Genomic DNA, 19,826 nt, shown 5'->3' on the forward strand with positions numbered 1-19,826 from the left:
TAAACTTATTTTTTAAGTTCAACTTGAAATTATAAACGATTTTCTAATTCTTTTTTCTTATCTTCAAAGCCTGGTTTACCTAATAGCGCAAACATGTTTTGTTTATAGGCTTCAACTCCAGGTTGATTAAATGGATTAACACCTAATTGATATCCACTCATTGCACAAGCTAATTCAAAGAAATAAACAACATACCCAAATGTTTCTTCATCTAACTGAGGAATATTTACAACGATATTTGGAACGCCACCATCAGTATGTGCAAGTAATGTACCTTCAAATGCTTTTGTATTCACTTCATCGATTGATTTGCCAGCAAGATAGTTCAGTCCGTCTAAATCATCTGCATCTTCTTCAATTTTGATATCATGTTTTGGATGGTTGACCTTAACCACTGTCTCGAATAAGAAACGACGGCCCTCTTGAACATATTGTCCTAAGGAATGTAAATCAGTTGTGTAATTCGCACTTGATGGATAAATACCTTTGAAATCTTTCCCTTCTGATTCACCGTATAATTGTTTCCACCATTCGTTGAAATACTGCATAGACGGTTCGTAATTAATTAACATTTCAGTAGTATAACCTTTGCTATATAGAATATTTCGAATAGTTGCATATTGATATGCGATATTTTGATCTAGATCATCAGAAGATAACTCTTCACGTGCCTTAGCCGCACCAATCATGATTGATTCGATATTGATACCTGCAGTTGCAATTGGTAGTAATCCTACAGCTGTAAGAACAGAATAACGACCTCCCACATCATCAGGTACAACAAACGTTTCATAACCCTCATTGTCTGCTAATTGTTTAAGTGCACCTTTAGATTTATCTGTCGTTGCAAAAATACGTTTCTTAGCTTCATCTTTTCCATATTTTTCTTCAACCAATTGTTTAAATAATCTAAATGCAACTGCTGGTTCTGTCGTAGTACCTGATTTTGAAATAACGTTAACTGAAAAATCTTTTCCTTGTAAATAATCTAATAATTCTTTTGTATAACTTGAAGATAAATGATTACCTACAAATACAATTTCAGGGTATTCCGTATTTGTTCTAAATGAAGATGTAAGCATCTCAATTGCAGCACGTGCACCTAAGTATGAACCTCCAATACCGATAACAACAAGTACATCGGAATTTGATTTGATACGTTTAGATGCTTCGACGATTCTAGAAAATTCTTCTTTATCATAATCAACAGGTAAATCTAACCAACCTAAAAAGTCATTACCTGCTCCTGTACCTTTATGAATAGTTTGGTGGATAGTTTTAACAATATCCTTTTGCTGATCAAGTTCATGTTTGTCAAAAAATTCTAAAGTTTTGCCATAGTCTAATTGAATGTGAGTCATCTTATTGCCTCCTGTTATAAGTACTTATACTAATTCTACTAAGTTTAGATGCGCTATTCAATTCTGAAGGCTAACTTATCAAAGGAAATTGCTTTTTTATTTAACCTTTTCATTCATAAAAAAAGTTATTTTTAATATCAAAAGTCGCACTACCACTCCAAATATACAATTTACAGAAATTTTAAAATATACAAGAATGCCCTTATACCAGTGTTTAAAACTAAAAAGTCAAAGATAATTAGATTCAAAAATGAATAATTATGTAGAAAAGTGGTTTTATTTTCATTATCAATCTGATATGATAGATGCATATTGATAATCATAAAAATTATTTGAGGTGTAAATATGAAAGATAAAATCGTTTTAGCATATTCAGGTGGTTTAGATACAAGTGTTGCAGTTCAATGGCTTATTGATAAAGGATATGACGTAGTTGCTTGCTGTCTTGACGTAGGCGAAGGTAAAGATTTAGACGTTGTATATCAAAAAGCTTTAGACATGGGTGCAGTCGAATGTCATATTATTGATGCAACTAAAGAATTTAGTGATGATTATGTAAGTTATGCTATTAAAGGAAATTTAATGTATGAAAATGCATATCCTCTAGTTTCAGCATTATCACGTCCACTCATCGCAAAAAAACTGGTTGAAATTGCTGAAAAAACAAATTCAATAGGTATAGCACACGGATGTACTGGTAAAGGGAATGACCAAGTGCGTTTCGAAGTGGCAATCAAAGCGTTAAATCCTAAGTTAAAAGCATTTGCACCTGTTCGTGAATGGGCTTGGAGCAGAGAAGAGGAAATTGATTATGCAATTAAACATAATATTCCTGTTTCAATCAATCATGACTCACCATACTCAATCGACCAAAACTTATGGGGTAGAGCTAATGAATGTGGTATTTTAGAAGATCCTTATGCCGCTCCTCCAGAAGATGCATTTGATTTAACTACACCTTTAGAAGAAACTCCAGATGAAGCAGACGAAATTATCCTTACATTTAAGCAAGGTATTCCAGTACAAGTTGATGGCAAAGAGTATCAATTAGATGATCTTATTCTTTACTTAAATCAACTTGCTGGTAAACACGGTATTGGTAGAATTGATCATGTTGAAAATAGAATGGTCGGAATAAAATCTAGAGAGATATATGAAACACCAGGTGCTGAAGTGATTTTAAAAGCACACAAAGCACTAGAAACGATTACATTAACAAAAGACGTAGCGCACTTTAAGCCTGTCATTGAAAAACAATTTTCAGAACAAATATACAATGGTTTATGGTTCTCACCATTAACAGATAGTTTAAAACTCTTTATCGATAGTACTCAACAATATGTTGAAGGCGATGTGAGAATTAAATTATTTAAAGGAAACGCTATTGTCAATGGCAGACAATCTCCTTACACTTTATACGATGAAAAATTAGCTACTTATACAAAAGAAGATGCTTTCAATCAAGAGGCAGCAGTAGGTTTCATTGATATTTATGGTTTACCTACACAAGTTAATGCATTACTTCACGGGGGGTATAGTAATGAGCAATAAAGCTTGGGGTGGCAGATTTGAAACTCAACCCGAAGAATGGGTTGATGATTTCAATGCGTCAATTGATTTTGATAAAAATTTAATTAAACAAGATGTTCAAGGTAGTATTGCACATGCAACTATGCTCGCTAAACAACATATTATTACAGATGATGAAGCTCAATCCATCATTAATGAGCTTAAAAATATTCAACGTGACTTTGAAGAAGGTCAACTTGAATTTAAAGCTTCTCTCGAAGATATTCATCTTAATATTGAACACGAGCTTATTCAACGTATTGGCGAAGCTGGTGGAAAACTGCATACCGGTCGTAGTCGTAATGATCAAGTTGCCACAGATATGCATTTGTATACTAAAGAACAAGTTCAATACATTATTGAACTTATAACGTCGTTTCAACAAACGATTGTTCAATTAGCAGACCAGCATGTTGACACAATTATGCCTGGATATACGCATTTACAACGTGCACAACCCATCTCGTTCGCACATCATATTATGACTTACTTTTGGATGTTAGAAAGAGATAAAGGTAGATTCGTGGATAGTCTTAAACGTATAGATATCTCACCATTAGGTGCTGCAGCTTTAAGTGGAACTACACACCCTATAGATAGACATCTGACTCAAGAACTTCTAGGATTCGCAAATCTGTATGAAAATAGTTTAGATGCGGTCAGTGATCGTGACTATATCGTTGAAACATTGCATCATATTTCACTCACTATGGTGCATCTATCACGCTTTGCAGAAGAAATCATCTTTTGGTCGACTGATGAAGCAAAATTCATCACTTTATCAGACGCGTTTTCTACTGGCTCATCTATTATGCCACAAAAGAAAAACCCTGATATGGCAGAACTAATAAGAGGAAAAGTAGGACGTACTACAGGACACTTGATGAGTATGTTAGTAACACTTAAAGGCTTACCGTTAGCTTATAATAAGGACATGCAAGAAGATAAAGAAGGTTTATTTGATGCTGTACACACACTTAAAGGATCTCTTAGAATCTTCGAAGGTATGGTTGCATCTATGAAAGTTAATTCAAATCGTTTAAATCAAACAGTAAAAAATGACTTTTCAAATGCAACAGAATTAGCAGACTATTTAGTCAGTAAAAATATACCTTTTAGAACCGCTCACGAAATCGTTGGTAAAATCGTATTAAATTGTATTCATAAAGGTATTTACCTATTAGACGTACCTTTAAGCGAATATCAAGAACATCATGAAAATATTGAGGAAGATATATATGATTATTTAACACCAGAAAATTGTCTTAAGCGTCGTCAAAGCTATGGTTCAACTGGTCAAGAATCTGTAAAACATCAACTAAAAGTCGCAAAAGCATTATTAAAAGACAACGGATCAAAATAGTTATTAAAAATTATAGCTATCTAAAATTACAAAAATTTAATTTTGTATTAAGTTATCAAAGTTTATATAAAAAAAATGTAAAATTCCCTTTCATCCTTTCAAATTGATGTACGTTTAAGTAGACATACTATTTTTGAAAGGATGTTTTTATGTTTAAGTCTAAGAAAATGATCATTTCAACTTTATCTTCCGTTACTCTAGGTTTAGCTAGTTTAAGTTCCCCTACGATAGCTGAAACATCGAACCACTCCTCAGCACCAAACCAATCAGAGAAATCTATACAACAACAAACAAATATTCCATCTAATATGAATCAATCATCAGCTAAAACATTTAAACGACAAGCTGAATCAGACTCAGTAAGTGGTAAAACAAACGATACCCATAATCATTGGGCTAAAAATTTAACTGGGGAGAAATTTACAACCATTGCACATCGTGGCGCAAGTGGTTACGCCCCAGAACATACTTTTGAAGCATATGATAAAAGTCATAATGAATTAGGAGCATCTTACATAGAAATCGATTTACAACGTACTAAAGATGGTCACTTGGTTGCTATGCACGACGAAAAGGTCAATCGTACGACTAATGGCCATGGACGTGTCGACCAGTTTACTTTAAAAGAGTTAAAACAACTTGATGCAGGAAGCTGGTTTAATCGAAAGCATCCTGAATATGCCAAAAATAAATATAAAAATGCTAAAGTTCCTACTTTAGACGAAATTTTAAATCGCTACGGCAAAAATGCAAACTATTATATTGAAACTAAATCGCCAGATGTTTACCCTGGCATGGAAAAGCAATTATTAGATACATTAGATAAACATGACTTGTTAACACAAAAATCACTTAAACATGGACATGTGATGATTCAATCATTTTCAGGGAGTAGTTTAGAAAAGGTACATCACATGAACGCCAATATACCACTTATTAGACTAATGAATAAATTTGAACTTAAAAAAGCTTCTAATCAAGATTTAAAAAATATTAAATCTTATGCCATTGGAGTAGGTCCTGAATACACAGATTTAAATATTAAGAACACAAGACATTTAAAAAATTTAGGATTTTTAGTTCATCCTTATACAGTTGATGATGAAAATCAAATGAGAAACTTAAATCAATATGGTGTTGATGGTGTATTCACTAATTATGCTGATAGATATAAAAAAGTTTCAGAAACACAACAATAAAATATTAGCGTTGAGTTGAACTGACTTCATATTGATTTTATCATCGCATTTTACTTAAGAACATTTGAGAAAGCATTACTTTTAACATTAACTTACTATTAATAAAGTTATCAATTGCATAAACATGATAAAAACCCTGGGACTATCATCTGATGTCTCAGGGTTTTCATCATATACTTATAATATTTTTCTTATGCCCAACCTCTATATCTTGCCGCTTCAGCAGTACGTTTAATACCTACTATATATGCTGCTAATCTCATATCAATTTTTCTATTTTGTGACAATTCATAAATCGTATCAAATGCTGTTACTAACTTTTCACGTAGTTTGTCATTGACTTCTTCTTCAGTCCAATAATAACCTTGATTATTTTGTACCCACTCGAAATAAGATACAGTCACACCCCCTGCACTTGCAAGTACATCCGGCACTAGTAATATATCTCTTTCTGTTAAAATACGTGTTGCTTCAGGTGTCGTAGGGCCATTAGCAGCTTCAACAACAATGCTTGCTTTAATATCGTGCGCATTATCTTCAGTGATTTGATTGGAAATTGCAGCAGGAACAAGGATGTCACAATCCAATTCGAATAATTCTTTGTTAGAAATTGTATCTTCGAATAGATTTGTAACTGTACCGAAGCTATCACGTCGATCTAATAAATAATCTATATCAAGTCCATTAGGGTCATGTAAGGCTCCATATGCATCACTTATACCAACTACTTTAGCACCTAAATCGTATAAGAATTTAGCTAAGAAACTACCTGCATTGCCGAAACCTTGAATCACAATTTTGGCATCTTTAATATCCATGCCACGACGTTTTGCCGCTTGTTCAATTGCAATGACTACACCTAAAGCTGTAGAGCGATCACGTCCTTGAGATCCACCTAATACAATAGGTTTGCCTGTTATAAAACCTGGCGAATTAAATTTATCTAATGCACTATACTCATCCATCATCCAAGCCATAATTTGAGAGTTTGTAAAAACATCTGGTGCTGGAATATCTTTGTTAGGGCCAACAAATTGAGATATAGCCCTTACATATCCTCGAGATAAACGCTCAACTTCGTGTATACTCATTTGACGCGGATCACAAACAATACCGCCTTTACCCCCACCATAAGGTAAATTAACAATGCCACATTTTAAAGTCATCCACATTGATAATGCCTTCACTTCTTCTTCATCAACTTCTGGATGGAAACGAACGCCACCTTTAGTAGGGCCAACTGCATCATTATGTTGTGCACGGTATCCAGTAAATGTTTTAACTGTCCCATCGTCCATTCGTACTGGAATGCGCACTTGTAAAAATCTAATTGGTTCTTTTATAAGGTCATACATACCATCATCAAAGCCCAATTTGTGTAATGCTTCTTTAATAATCTCTTGAGTGGAAGTTACTAAATTATTATTCTCAGTCATGATCCTATTCGCCTCTTTTTACTAAATGATTTCGCTTTCATTCGTAATTGTAACACAATTGAAAGCATTTTAAAGATTTTCTAAATTAATTGTTACAACTATTTGAACCTATGCAAATACACTCTTAATCTTCTCTAAAGCCATGTCTAACTCTTCTTTCGTTATCACTAATGGAGGTGCAAATCTAATAACGGTGTCGTGAGTTTCTTTACATAATAATCCTTGTTCTTTCAAAGCTTCACAATATGGTCTGGCACTTTCATGTAATTCAATACCGATAAATAATCCTCGTCCCCTAACTTCTTTAATAGATGGATGCTCAATTTTTTTCAATTCAGACTTAAAATATTCTCCTAATTCTAATGAACGACCAGGTAAATCCTCGTCAATAATGACATCTATAGCTGCAATAGAAACTGCACACGCTAGTGGATTTCCACCAAATGTAGAACCATGTGAGCCAGGAGTAAATACATCTAATACCTCATTATCTGCAAGAACTACCGAGATAGGAAATACACCTCCACCTAACGCTTTTCCTAAAATATAAACATCCGGTTTTACATGATCCCAATCCGTTGCAAATAATTTTCCTGAACGTCCTAATCCTGCTTGAATTTCATCAGCAATAAATAAAATTTGATGTTCATCACATAATTCTCTAATTGTTTTCAAATATCCTTCTGGTGGTACGTTAATCCCTGCTTCTCCCTGTATAGGTTCTACTAAAATTGCTGCTGTATTTTTATTAATTGCTGCTTTTAATTGATTAACGTCACCAAACTCAACTTTTCGAAAGCCATCTAACAATGGACCATAGCCTCGTTGATACTCAGCTTCTGAAGACAACGATACTGGTGCCATCGTACGTCCATGGAAATTACCATTAAAGGCGATAATTTCAGCTTTGTTCGGCTCAATACCCTTAACATCATAAGCCCAACGACGAGCAGCTTTTAAAGCTGTTTCAACCGCCTCGGCTCCTGTATTCATAGGCAATGCTTTATCTTTACCTGCGAGTTTACATATTTTCTCATACCATTGACCTAAATTATCACTATGAAAAGCGCGTGATACTAACGTGACTTTATCTGCTTGATCTTTCAATGCTTGAATAATTCTTGGGTGTCGATGACCTTGATTCACTGCCGAGTAGGCCGAAAGCATATCCATATACGTGTTACCTTCCGGATCTTTCACCCATACACCCTCTGCTTCAGAAATAACAATTGGAAGTGGAACGTAGTTATGCGCCCCATAGTGATTTGTTAAGTTAATAATTTTTTCAGATTGAGTCATAAAATCTCCCCTTTGTTTTCGAATAAAAACTTATTAACAATATCATAACTGATTTCTATCGACTCTCAAACTTATTTTTTAATATAACAATAAAATGAATCAATATCGTCATAATCGACAAATTGAATTGTATGAAACAGACTAAATCTTGATGCAAAACATATATGTAAGCCCTTACATTTATAATGACATAACGACTCTATCATTGACAAGTTATATCGTTAATAAACATTAATTTCAATAAAGTAAAAATCATAAAATGCTCTATAATAAAAACCCCTAATGTTGGTTTAACATTAGGGGGAATAGATACATTCAGATATACCATTCAATTATTTGTCTTTTCGAGGTAACGGGTAGAATCCTTGATTAAACTGTTCCCAAAGATTTGGTGTTAGATAATGTTGGTCTTCACGATTAGGATCAAAAGCATTTATAATTTCATCTTCTCGTCCTTCTTTAATTTTAGCAACAAAATCATAATCAAGTAGAATTTCACGACCTAACGCAACAAATTCAACTCCAATGTTCTCAACAGCATTTAGTGCATCTTCAGCTGTAAAGACAGAACCTATACCAATAAGTGGCATACGTCCATTTATCCATTGATGAATAAGTTTCAAGCGATTTTCACCTTTATATTTACCTTCTCGCGTCACTGAGTTAACATCCATTAATGACACATGAATATAATCAAGTGGTTTATTTGCGATTTGGTGAATTAATTCTTCAGTTATCTCCATTGAAATACCTGGTGATTCCGCTTCTTCAGGTGACAATCTATAACCAATAATAAAATCATCATTTGCATGAGCTTTTTTAGCTTTAACAACTTCATCTATAACAGCAACAGGGAATTTATAGTTATCAGCCCAAACATCATTTCTTCTATTATAGTAAGGAGAAACAAATTGGTGAATAAGATAATGGTTTGCGCCATGAATTTCAACGCCATCAAAACCTGCTTCAATTGCTCTTCTAGTTGCTTCACCAAAGTCTCTAATAGTTTGTTCAATTTCTTCAGCAGTCATCTCACGAGCATCATGTTCTTCTTGCTGACCAAAACTTTTAAGAGAAATAGCACTTGGTGCAACAACATCTCCATCAGGTGTTAACTCTGGTAAAGCTTGAGCACCTCCATGATGAATTTGGACTATTGCTTTCGCACCATTTTTCTTCATAACTTGAGCAAGTTCTTTTAACCCTTCGATATCTGAGTCATGTGCAACAGAAGGTTGACCAGGAAATGCTTTACCTACATCATTGACATTACTTGCGGCATTAATTGCAATCCCTACATCTTTGGAACGTTTCTCAATGTAAGGTAATTCTATATCCGAAATTGTTCCATCATCATTTGATGAAGTATGTGTAAGAGGAGCTAAAACAAAACGATTTCTTACCTCAACACCATTAGGTAGTGTTAAAGATTTAAATAAAGGTTCATATTTATTATTCATATTTTTAATACTCTCCTTGCTTAATGATGTTATGACTATAGCATGCTAGTTACATACTATTCTAATTATTTGCTTACAAATTATTTATTCCCCAATTATAAAAATGTTAAGAATAGTTAATTACATTCAACAAATAAATAATAATTGTCTAAAATTCTTTTATTTCCCCTTATTGAAATCATCGTTTATCCAAAATAATTGTTAAATTTAATTAATAAAAAACGACAATCCTAACAACACATTGTTGTTTAAAGATTGTCGTTATCATGTGATTGATTACATATATCGTAACATCACATGTTGGCACGAATTGACAGTCGTTTAGTCATTGTGAATTGCACGTTTTGACTGTTTGATCCAGACCGGTAAGCGTTCTTTAAGTGTTTGAAACCCATACTTTTCTGTTTCTCTAATTTCATCTAAGACAGACTGTTTTTCTTTTTTACGCTCATAATTTTTAAAGTAATCATTATCTTTTAAGGACAAATTTAATTTACCTTCATCATCAATTGATAATATTTTTGCTTTAACAACCTGTCCTTCAGATAGAAATTTCTTTAAGTTATGGACATAATCATCCATAATTTCTGAGATATGGATAAGCCCTTCAGTATGGTCAGGGGTCTCAACAAATGCGCCATACGGTTGAATACCAGTCACACGTACCTTGATATGTTGACCTACTTTGTAGTGATGATTCAACTTGATAACCCCTTATTTCGATTTTCTTAACACTCATATCATAGCATAAATCAAATATCTCGACTAACTATAACCATAATAAAATTCATTAAATTTTAAAAACTGGTTCCTTAATGTATTGTTTTGCAAACGAATCTATAAACTCATGGATTGAAATTATCATTCAAATATATGTTTTTCTAATAGATTTAATGAGTAATGAGCATTGGAATCCGAATTGTGAAATATTACAACAAACCCTTTTACATTGTCTATAGCATTTTATTCTAAGAATCAAGGAAAAGTTAAAAATACTTTGGTATCATTTTCTAATCAAGTTATCAATTATCATTATATTAAAATACCTGAGACAAAATTTGCCTCAGGTTATAAATTATTGATTGGATTTTATCTCTGAAAATAAATGCTGACTTCATACACTTTATACAATACAACAAAACTTATAGTTGCAATTAATGAATAAATTATTCTTGTACATCTATCGATTCAATGACTACATCATAAACAGGCTTGTCTTGAGCACCAACTTTAGTATTTGCAATATCTTCTAAAGTTGATTCACCCTCAATCAGTTGACCAAATACTGTATGTTTTTGATCTAACCAAGGTGTACCACCTTTTTCACCATATGCTTCTACAATAGGTTGAGGCCATCCACCATCTGCTAATTGACTTAACATATTTTCAGGCACTTCTTTCATTTGGACTATAAAGAATTGAGATCCATTTGTATTAGGACCTGCATTAGCCATTGATAATGCACCATAAAGGTTAAAAGCTTCTAGAGAAAATTCATCTTCAAAAGCACTACCATAAATACTTTCTCCACCCATGCCAGTTGCAGTTGGGTCCCCACCCTGTACCATAAAATCATTGATAACACGGTGGAACGTTACACCATCGTAGTACCCATTTTTTGAATGTGTCACAAAGTTTTCAACTGTCTTTGGAGCAATATCGGGAAATAATTTAAATGTCATGTCACCTTTATTTGTATGCATAACTACTTTAATTTCGTTATCTTGAATCTCTTTATTTAACTGCGGATAGTTCGTCATTTCAATTCTCCATTCGTGTTATGATATAAACATATATTAACATATATGAAAGGAAGTAATATAGGATGTTATATCGATTTTCTCACAAGACAGGCGTTTATGGTGTAAGTATCAAAGAGGAAACTGGAAATCAAATACTCGTACAAGTTGAACAAGTAATCAAACATCCCAAACAAGGTGATTTACACCATCCCAATGAGACAGAAGGTGTCTTTTTTCATGAACGTAAAGCTTTAAGCCATTTTGAGAAACGTTACGCAACACCTTCTCAACTTCGTGAGTTTAATGTCGAGGCCATACCTTATGAAGACTCACTTCAACATGCTATTACACATCTTGAGAATCAATTAAAAAAAGAGGAGACAGATTATTCACGATTGTCTTTAAATAATTTAAATCGTTTAAAAGAAGATTACGCTATTCAATATAAAAGACACTTCGACTAATCAACATTAAAACTTTAGTAATAAAGCGAAATAATTATTCATATAGTTAAAATTTTTGAATAAATTTTGACGAGTTTCTTCCTATTTAAAAGAGTCTTTAAATCAAAAGCTTCAAGGAGTTACATAGTTTTTCAGAAGAAGCGCATTGATGTATAATATGTGTCGTAAATAAATTTTAAAGGAGGAAAACATAGTGAGTTTGTTACATATTGCGGTACTATTACCGTTAATATTTGCACTCATTATTCCATTCCTATACCGGTTCGTTAAACGTATACACTTAGGATGGTTTGTATTACCTGTTCCTATTGTCTTATTTATATATTTCATATCATTGATTTCAATGACGATGTCAGGTAATAACGTAATGAAAAACTTAAATTGGATGCCACATATTGGAATGAATTTCAATTTATATGTGGATGGTCTCGGATTATTATTCAGTTTGCTTATCACTGGCATAGGAAGTCTAGTGGTTTTATATTCTATCGGATATTTAAGCAAATCAGAACAACTCGGGAATTTTTACTGTTATTTATTACTATTTATGGGTGCAATGTTAGGAGTTGTACTCTCTGATAATTTTATTATTTTATATTTATTTTGGGAGTTAACTTCTTTCTCTAGCTTTTTATTAATTTCTTTCTGGAGAGAAAAAAAAGCTTCAATTTATGGTGCTCAAAAATCTTTAATCATTACCGTATTAGGTGGCTTGAGCATGCTAGGTGGTATCATTTTACTTTCCCTAGCTACCGATACTTTTAGTATTCAGACTATGATTTCAAAAGCAAGTGACATTCAAAATAGTCCTTTCTTTATCTTAGCAATGATACTTTTTATGATTGGTGCATTTACAAAATCTGCACAAGTACCTTTTTATATTTGGTTGCCAGATGCTATGGAGGCGCCTACGCCAGTAAGTGCATACCTTCACTCTGCAACGATGGTAAAAGCAGGACTATATTTAATCGCAAGAATCACACCTATTTTTGCAATATCCGAAGGTTGGGTATGGACAATTACAATTGTTGGTTTAATCACCCTATTCTGGGCATCACTTAATGCAACAAAACAACAAGATTTAAAAGGTATTTTAGCTTTCTCAACTGTGTCTCAACTAGGGATGATTATGTCTATGCTTGGTATTGGTGCTGTAAGTTATCATTATCAAGGCGCTAATAGTCAACTTTATGTTGCTGGATTTGTTGCTGCCATATTTCATTTAATTAATCATGCCACATTTAAAGGTGCACTATTTATGATTACAGGTGGTATTGATCATTCAACTGGTACACGTGATGTTAAAAAGTTGGGCGGTTTACTTACAATCATGCCTATCTCATTCACGCTTACAGTTATTACAACATTAAGCATGGCTGGTGTACCGCCTTTTAATGGCTTTCTATCAAAAGAGAAATTCTTAGAGTCGATGATTAATGTTACACATTTAAATTTAATGAGTTTAAATACTTTAGGTATACTTTTACCAATTATTGCCATTATCGGTAGTATTTTCACATTTGTATATTCAATTAAATTTATATTGCATATATTCTTTGGTTCTTATAAACCTGAAGCACTGCCAAAACAAGCACATGAATCTTCAATGTTAATGCTTATTTCACCTATCATTTTAACATCACTAGTTATAGTATTCGGTTTATTCCCAAGTATATTAACGCAATCTATTATAGAGCCGGCATCTGAAGCAGTTAGTCAAACGTCAAATATAACTGCTGAGTTCCATTTATTCCATGGTATAACTCCAGCATTCTTATCAACAATAGGTATTTATATTATAGGTATTTTATTGCTAATTTCATTTAGTTATTGGATTCGTTTATTACAAGCACATCCATATCAGTTAACGTTGAATCATTGGTATGACACTTCAGGCCGACGTATTCCAGGATATTCCGAAAATATAACAAATAGTTATGTTACAGGTTTTTCTAGAAATAATTTGGTGATTATCTTAGGTATTCTCATTGCTTTAACTTTTGTTACAGTCATCAGTGTACCCTTCAGTATTGACTTTAAAAACGTGAGTCATTTACGCGTATTTGAAGGTGCAACAGTATTGTTTTTACTGATTGCTTCAACTTTCATTATATTTGCAAAATCACGTTTGTTTAGCATTATCATGTTAAGCGCTGTGGGTTACGCTATATCAGTATTATTTATTTTCTTTAAAGCGCCCGACTTAGCATTAACACAATTTGTAGTGGAATCTATTTCTACAGCATTATTCTTACTATGCTTTTATCACCTACCTAATTTAAATCGCTACAATGAAAAACCTACTTTTAAACTGACAAATGCTGTAATTTCAATTGGAGTAGGATTATCAGTGATTATTTTAGGATTAATTGGCTATGGTAATAGACACTTTGAATCTATTACTAAATTCTACCAAGAACATGTTTTTGATTTAGCACATGGTAAAAATATGGTAAATGTCATTCTCGTAGATTTCCGTGGTATGGATACTTTATTCGAGTCATCTGTACTAGGTATTGCAGGTTTAGGCGTATATACAATGATTAAATTACGATTAAAACAAAAAAATCAATCAAGTGAGGTGAATGACCATGAATAGACAACAAAATAACCTTATGTTTCAATACGCTGCCGTGATTATTTTCTTCATGGTCATTGTGTTCGGCTTTTCACTATTTTTAGCCGGACATTATACACCAGGTGGCGGTTTCGTTGGTGGTTTGCTTTTCGCTAGTGCATTATTAGTTATTACAATTGCATATGATGTAAAAACTATGAGAAAGATTTTTCCTTTAGATTTTAAAATCTTAATTGGTATTGGTTTATTATTTTGCGTGGGTACACCATTAACAAGTTGGTTCATGTCTAAAAACTTTTTTACACATGTCACTTTTGACATCCCTTTGCCTTTACTTGAACCTATGCACATGACGACAGCGATGTTTTTTGATTTTGGTGTTTTATGTGCAGTTGTAGGAACTATTATGACTATAATTATTTCGATTGGAGAGAACGAATAGTGGAAATTATCATGATCTTTGTTAGTGGTATTCTCACATCTATAAGTGTCTATCTCGTTTTGTCTAAAAGTTTGATACGTATCATTATGGGGACTACACTACTAACTCATGCCGCAAATTTATTTTTAATTACTATGGGAGGTTTAAAACACGGAACTGTTCCAATATTTGAAAAAGGAACATCAAGCTATGTTGACCCTATCCCTCAAGCATTGATTTTAACAGCTATCGTTATCGCCTTTGCTACAACAGCCTTCTTCCTAGTTCTTGCATTTAGAACATATAAAGAACTAGGCACAGATAACGTTGAGCTAATGAAAGGAGCGCCAGAAGATGATAGAGAGTAACTTGCTTGTTTTAACTTTAGTCATACCTATCCTAACTGCAATTTTACTCATATTTATTGGAAAGCGCCCAATAATAAAAAGATATGTTGCACTTGTCGGTACATTGTTAACATTAGTCGTTGCATTGATTAACTTAAAGAATGTGCTACGAGACGGACCAATCAAGGTTGAACTGGGCTCTTGGAAAGCCCCATACAGTATTGTATTTGTAGTCGATATTTTTAGCGCTCTACTCATCATCACAAGTATTATTATTACCATTTTAGTCATTTTATACTCATATCGTTCTATCGGTTTAGATAGAGAACGCCATTATTATTATTTCTCTATCATGTTTATGTTGATTGGTATTATTGGCTCATTTACAACAGGAGATATTTTCAACTTGTTTGTGTTCTTTGAAGTCTTTTTAATGTCTTCATATTGTTTACTCGTTATTGGTACTACTAAAATACAATTACAAGAAACAATTAAGTATATTTTAGTCAATGTTGTTTCATCATCTTTCTTTGTCATGGGTGTTGCAGTTTTATATTCAGTAGTAGGAACTTTAAATCTCGCTCATATTAGTGAAAGATTATCACAACTTTCTGTGCATGACAGCGGCTTAGTCAATATTGTTTTTATTTTATTTATCTTTGTCTTTGCCACTAAAGCAGGCGTTTTTCCTATGTACGTATGGCTACCTGGTGCTTATTATGCTCCTCCAGTAGCAATCATCACGTTCTTTGGCGCACTATTGACTAAAGTGGGTGTATACGCAATTGCGAGAACTCTAAGTTTATTCTTCAATAACACAGTAAGCTTTTCTCATTATGTCATCCTTTTCTTAGCATTACTTACAATTATTTTTGGATGTGTAGGTGCAATAGCTTACTATGATACGAAGAAAATCATCCTTTATAATATTATGATTGCAGTCGGTGTCATATTAGTTGGTGTTGCTATGATGAACGAATCAGGCATGACTGGTGCAATATATTACACACTACATGATATGTTAGTTAAAGCTTCATTGTTCTTACTCATTGGCGTCATGTACAAAATCACTAAAACGACTGACTTACGTCATTTTGGTGGCTTGATTAAAGGATATCCTATTCTAGGTTGGACATTCTTTATTGCATCGCTAAGCTTAGCGGGTATACCACCTTTTAGTGGTTTTTATGGTAAATTCTACATTGTTCGAGCGACCTTTGAAAAAGGATTTTATCTAAGTGGTATCATTGTACTTTTATCAAGTTTAATCGTGTTATATTCAGTCATACGTATTTTCTTAAGAGGATTTTTCGGTGAAGTTGAAGGATATACTTTATCCAAAAAGGTAAATGTTAAATATCTAACAACTATCGCCGTCGCATCTACAGTGATTACTGTAGTCTTTGGATTATCTGCAGACGCATTATTCCCAATCATCAAAGATGGTGCTGAAACGTTTGTCGATCCAAGTCAATATATTCATAGTGTGTTAGGAGGTAAATAGTTTGGCTATACAGTTTGTAATTAATTTACTTGTTTCTGTCATATGGTTACTTGTAACAAATAGCTATACCTTAAATAACTTTGTATTGGGTTTTATACTAGGATTATTTCTAGTTTATCTCCTGCACCGTGTATTGCCTGGTCAGTTTTATTTAGTGAGAATATATAGAATTGTGATGCTTATCATTACATTTTTAACTGAGTTAATAAAAGCAAACTTTGGTGTACTCAAAATTATTCTCAAACCACGAATTGAGAATAAACCCGGATTCTTTGTGTACGAGACGGAATTAGAAAGTGACTGGCAACTTGTTTTACTTTCCAATTTGATTACGTTAACACCCGGCACAGTCGTTTTAGGTATTAGTGATGACCGTAAAAAGATTTATATCCACTCAATTGATTTCAGTACAAAGGAAGAAGAGATTCAAAGTATCAAATCTTCATTAGAGAAGGTCGTTAGAAAGGTAGGCGAGAAATAATGCCTTTTAAAATATTTATTATTACAGCCTTAATTATTGTCGTCTTATCTATGTTAGCAATGTTAATACGTGTTATTTTAGGACCCTCTCTAGCAGACCGTGTCGTTGCACTTGATGCAATTGGTTTACAGTTAATGGCCGTGATAGCGCTATTTAGTATTTTACTGAATATTAAATACATGCTCGTCGTTATTTTAATGGTCGGTATTCTTGCTTTTCTAGGAACTGCAGTCTTTTCTAAATTTATGGATGAAGGTAAGGTGATCAAGCATGATAGCAACGATCGTCACTAGTGTCTCTATCATATTTGTTCTTCTTGGAGCTTTGATCAGTGCCTTTGCTGCAACGGGTCTCATTCGATTAAGGGATGTTTACTCAAGAGCACATGCAGCTGGTAAAGCAGCCACACTGGGTGCGATGTTTTTACTATTTGGAGCATTTTTATACTTTATTGGCACTGAAGGATATGTAAATATGCAATTAATTATCGGAATTATTTTCGTATTTATTACTGGTCCCCTTTCAAGTCATTTAATCATGAAAGCTGCCTATAACATTAAAACACCGTATACCAAAGATACTAAAATTGATGAAATTAAAGAGGATATGAAGCATACAAAGCTATAATTCATACTTTTAAGAGTTTTATACCAAAATCAAATTCAATATTTATTAATTTTTTTAAATCGATAATATGATTAATACCTGGGACATAATTCCTAGCAAAATAGCCAGTAAATGAGTTTTCATAAATTCATTTACTGGCTTTTTTATTTACAATACTTCGTATTGTTGGCTCCTTTTCTTAGGGGACAGCTTCAGCCTGTAGTCTTCAGCTTGTCCTGTTCCCTCAAGAGTCTCGCCAAAATACTTTGTATTCATATGTAATTTTACATTAAAATTGTTTTGCTCCTCTTTAAATAAAAATGACACTTTGTAACTCTTTGCAAATTGTGGTATGATTTAAATCGTAATAATTACGTTTTGAAAGTGGAGGGGCGATTCAATGCATTGGACAATTATTGGTGGTGGCTTACAAGGAACCACCATTGCACTTAAATTAAAAAATGAAGGACTAAAAAATGAGGAGCTTACTATCATAGATCCTTACTCCTCATTATGTGAGCGTTTTAATATTTATACACAACGTATTAGTATGCCATACTTAAGATCGCCTTTCGTTCATCATATTCATCCTAAACCTTTTCATCTCAAACAATATGCTAGATATCATCAGTATACTTCAGCTTATTACGGCCCGTATAAACGTCCTCAAAGAGATATGTTTATGCATCATGTTCATGATTTGATACATCAATTTAAACTTAATGATTGTCATATACAAGGTAAAGTCGAAGCTATTAATAAATCAAGAGGTAAATGGTGTATAAAACTATCAACTGGCGATAAAATGGTTACCGATTGTGTTGTGATAGCAAATGGTTATACGCAAACGCCATTCATACCTGAAATTTTCAGAAATAAAGCGAATGTAAAACACATATTTGCTGATAATTATCATGCCTCTTTAGATAAAGATACTCAACATGTTGTTGGTTCAGGTATATCTGCTGCCCACCTCACTTTAAAATTATTAAATGAACACAATCACCAACTTGTTCATTTATGGATGAATAAAGATATTGAGATACACGATTTTGATGCTGATCCTGGTTGGTTAGGACCAAAGAAAATGAACCATCTTGCATCTATATCCTCTTCAGATGCAAGAATGAAGTTAATTGAAGACGAGCGTCATAGCGGTTCAATGCCTATGGAATTATTTTTAAGGTTAAAGAAATATGTGCAAAGTGGTCGACTCGTCATACATATGAGTCAAATTGATGATGTAACAGAATCCTATATTATCGCTGCTGGAAAATATTTTGAATATAAGCATATTTTGTTAGCTACCGGATTTTATAATCAATTATTAACACAACCACTCATTAAAAACCTTATTCAAAACGAACAAGCACCACTCAATCATTCAGGTTATCCTTCTTTGTCAAACGAACTAGAATGGTTAAATCAATTATTCGTAGCTGGTGGACTTGCAGATTTAGAACTAGGTCCTTTTGCAAGAAATATAATGGGCGGTAAAGAAAGCGCTGAACGCATAAGTAAAGCATATAAACGTTTAAATAAGAAAATCTCATAAACAAACACCCCGATTAGATTGTGTAGAATTCACAATTTAATCGGGGTGTTCTGTTACATTATTGAATAGGTTTAATAGCAATCGTACCACGCATGACACTGATTAATTGGTCATGGTCATCTTTGATATCAATATTCCAAACTTGTGTTGTTTTTCCTTGATGTATTAAAGAAGCAAACGCTCTCACATGTCCTTGTCGAGTTGAGCGAATATGATTTGCATTCATTTCTAAACCTAGTGGAATGAATTGCTGCGTATCAATCAAATGAGCAGCACCTATCGAACATGCTGTTTCACCTAAAGCTAAACTCGCACCACCATGTAAATAGCCAAAGGGTTGCTTTACTTTATCTGTCACAGGCATAGACACTACTACTTTACCATCTTCTTTTTGTTCAATCTTCATTTCAAATGTTTCTAAAAGATTGGTCATAGTTCACA

At 33.2% G+C, this 19,826-nt stretch carries 19 protein-coding genes; 12 read left to right on the forward strand and 7 right to left on the reverse strand.

Features of this window, described 5'->3' with window-relative positions; all coding sequences use genetic code 11:
* Positions 1–29: 29 nt before the first annotated feature.
* Positions 30–1,361, reverse strand: coding sequence for a glucose-6-phosphate isomerase (locus ACVBFA_RS08010; protein ID WP_001831993.1), 1,332 nt, complete (start codon positions 1,359–1,361; stop codon positions 30–32).
* Between the two features lie 345 nt (positions 1,362–1,706).
* Between ACVBFA_RS08010 and ACVBFA_RS08015 the strand changes: the two genes are divergently transcribed.
* The 3 genes from ACVBFA_RS08015 (at position 1,707) to ACVBFA_RS08025 (ending at position 5,492) form a co-directional block, all read left to right on the forward strand.
* Complete coding sequence (locus tag ACVBFA_RS08015) at positions 1,707–2,912, forward strand: argininosuccinate synthase (protein ID WP_002457188.1); 1,206 nt, start codon at positions 1,707–1,709, stop codon at positions 2,910–2,912.
* Positions 2,902–4,293 carry an argininosuccinate lyase gene (argH, locus tag ACVBFA_RS08020; RefSeq protein WP_002457189.1) on the forward strand — a complete coding sequence of 464 codons (1,392 nt, stop codon included), beginning with the start codon at positions 2,902–2,904 and terminating at the stop codon, positions 4,291–4,293. The genes ACVBFA_RS08015 and argH overlap by 11 nt, the downstream gene beginning before the upstream one ends.
* 149 nt (positions 4,294–4,442) lie before the next feature.
* Positions 4,443–5,492 carry a glycerophosphodiester phosphodiesterase gene (locus ACVBFA_RS08025; protein ID WP_099606863.1) on the forward strand — a complete coding sequence of 350 codons (1,050 nt, stop codon included), beginning with the start codon at positions 4,443–4,445 and terminating at the stop codon, positions 5,490–5,492.
* Positions 5,493–5,683: 191 nt separating this feature from the next.
* Here ACVBFA_RS08025 and ACVBFA_RS08030 read toward each other — a convergent pair whose 3' ends face one another.
* The 5 genes from ACVBFA_RS08030 to ACVBFA_RS08050 form a co-directional block, all read right to left on the reverse strand.
* A complete protein-coding gene (locus ACVBFA_RS08030) occupies positions 5,684–6,928 on the reverse strand; it encodes a Glu/Leu/Phe/Val family dehydrogenase (protein WP_447158810.1) in 1,245 nt (414 codons plus the stop codon).
* A 108-nt stretch (positions 6,929–7,036) separates the two neighbouring features.
* Positions 7,037–8,227, reverse strand: coding sequence for an ornithine--oxo-acid transaminase (locus ACVBFA_RS08035; RefSeq protein WP_002457191.1), 1,191 nt, complete (start codon positions 8,225–8,227; stop codon positions 7,037–7,039).
* 332 nt (positions 8,228–8,559) lie between these two features.
* Positions 8,560–9,687 carry an NADH-dependent flavin oxidoreductase gene (locus ACVBFA_RS08040; protein WP_002487073.1) on the reverse strand — a complete coding sequence of 376 codons (1,128 nt, stop codon included), beginning with the start codon at positions 9,685–9,687 and terminating at the stop codon, positions 8,560–8,562.
* Between the two features lie 321 nt (positions 9,688–10,008).
* A complete protein-coding gene (ygs, locus tag ACVBFA_RS08045; RefSeq protein WP_001831918.1) occupies positions 10,009–10,389 on the reverse strand; it encodes a S1 domain-containing post-transcriptional regulator Ygs in 381 nt (126 codons plus the stop codon).
* A 464-nt stretch (positions 10,390–10,853) separates the two neighbouring features.
* Positions 10,854–11,447: a peptidylprolyl isomerase gene (locus ACVBFA_RS08050; protein ID WP_126122347.1), complete on the reverse strand. Its 594-nt coding sequence runs from the start codon at positions 11,445–11,447 to the stop codon at positions 10,854–10,856.
* 65 nt (positions 11,448–11,512) lie between these two features.
* On the opposite strand from ACVBFA_RS08050, the gene ACVBFA_RS08055 reads away from it, so the two are divergent.
* The 9 genes from ACVBFA_RS08055 to ACVBFA_RS08095 all read left to right on the forward strand — a co-directional run bounded on the left by ACVBFA_RS08055 (position 11,513) and on the right by ACVBFA_RS08095 (position 19,385).
* Positions 11,513–11,893 (forward strand): kinase-associated lipoprotein B, encoded by a 381-nt coding sequence (locus tag ACVBFA_RS08055; protein WP_002490787.1) that lies wholly within the window; start codon positions 11,513–11,515, stop codon positions 11,891–11,893.
* A 193-nt stretch (positions 11,894–12,086) separates the two neighbouring features.
* Positions 12,087–14,492, forward strand: a complete 2,406-nt coding sequence (locus ACVBFA_RS08060) for a Na+/H+ antiporter subunit A (RefSeq protein WP_126122348.1) — start codon at positions 12,087–12,089, stop codon at positions 14,490–14,492.
* On the forward strand, positions 14,485–14,913 hold the full coding sequence (gene mnhB1 / locus ACVBFA_RS08065; RefSeq protein WP_002446042.1) for a Na+/H+ antiporter Mnh1 subunit B: 429 nt from the start codon (positions 14,485–14,487) through the stop codon (positions 14,911–14,913). The genes ACVBFA_RS08060 and mnhB1 overlap by 8 nt, the downstream gene beginning before the upstream one ends.
* Complete coding sequence (gene mnhC1, locus ACVBFA_RS08070) at positions 14,913–15,260, forward strand: Na+/H+ antiporter Mnh1 subunit C (protein WP_001831949.1); 348 nt, start codon at positions 14,913–14,915, stop codon at positions 15,258–15,260. Before mnhB1 ends, mnhC1 begins: the two co-directional genes overlap by 1 nt.
* Positions 15,247–16,743 (forward strand): Na+/H+ antiporter Mnh1 subunit D, encoded by a 1,497-nt coding sequence (mnhD1, locus tag ACVBFA_RS08075; protein WP_002457194.1) that lies wholly within the window; start codon positions 15,247–15,249, stop codon positions 16,741–16,743. Before mnhC1 ends, mnhD1 begins: the two co-directional genes overlap by 14 nt.
* Before the next feature lies 1 nt (position 16,744).
* Positions 16,745–17,224 (forward strand): Na+/H+ antiporter subunit E, encoded by a 480-nt coding sequence (locus ACVBFA_RS08080; protein WP_002457195.1) that lies wholly within the window; start codon positions 16,745–16,747, stop codon positions 17,222–17,224.
* A complete protein-coding gene (gene mnhF1, locus ACVBFA_RS08085) occupies positions 17,224–17,517 on the forward strand; it encodes a Na+/H+ antiporter Mnh1 subunit F (RefSeq protein WP_001831940.1) in 294 nt (97 codons plus the stop codon). Before ACVBFA_RS08080 ends, mnhF1 begins: the two co-directional genes overlap by 1 nt.
* Complete coding sequence (gene mnhG1, locus ACVBFA_RS08090) at positions 17,495–17,851, forward strand: Na+/H+ antiporter Mnh1 subunit G (protein WP_002446039.1); 357 nt, start codon at positions 17,495–17,497, stop codon at positions 17,849–17,851. The genes mnhF1 and mnhG1 overlap by 23 nt, the downstream gene beginning before the upstream one ends.
* Positions 17,852–18,230: 379 nt before the next feature.
* Entirely contained in the window at positions 18,231–19,385 is a 1,155-nt protein-coding gene (locus ACVBFA_RS08095) for an NAD(P)-binding domain-containing protein (RefSeq protein ID WP_002495800.1), read from the forward strand.
* Positions 19,386–19,443: 58 nt separating this feature from the next.
* Here the strand turns inward: ACVBFA_RS08095 and ACVBFA_RS08100 are convergent, their stop codons facing one another.
* Positions 19,444–19,818, reverse strand: a complete 375-nt coding sequence (locus tag ACVBFA_RS08100; protein ID WP_001831899.1) for a hotdog fold thioesterase — start codon at positions 19,816–19,818, stop codon at positions 19,444–19,446.
* Between the last annotated feature and the right edge of the window lie 8 nt (positions 19,819–19,826).

This window comes from Staphylococcus sp. MSU001, from assembly GCF_052976705.1.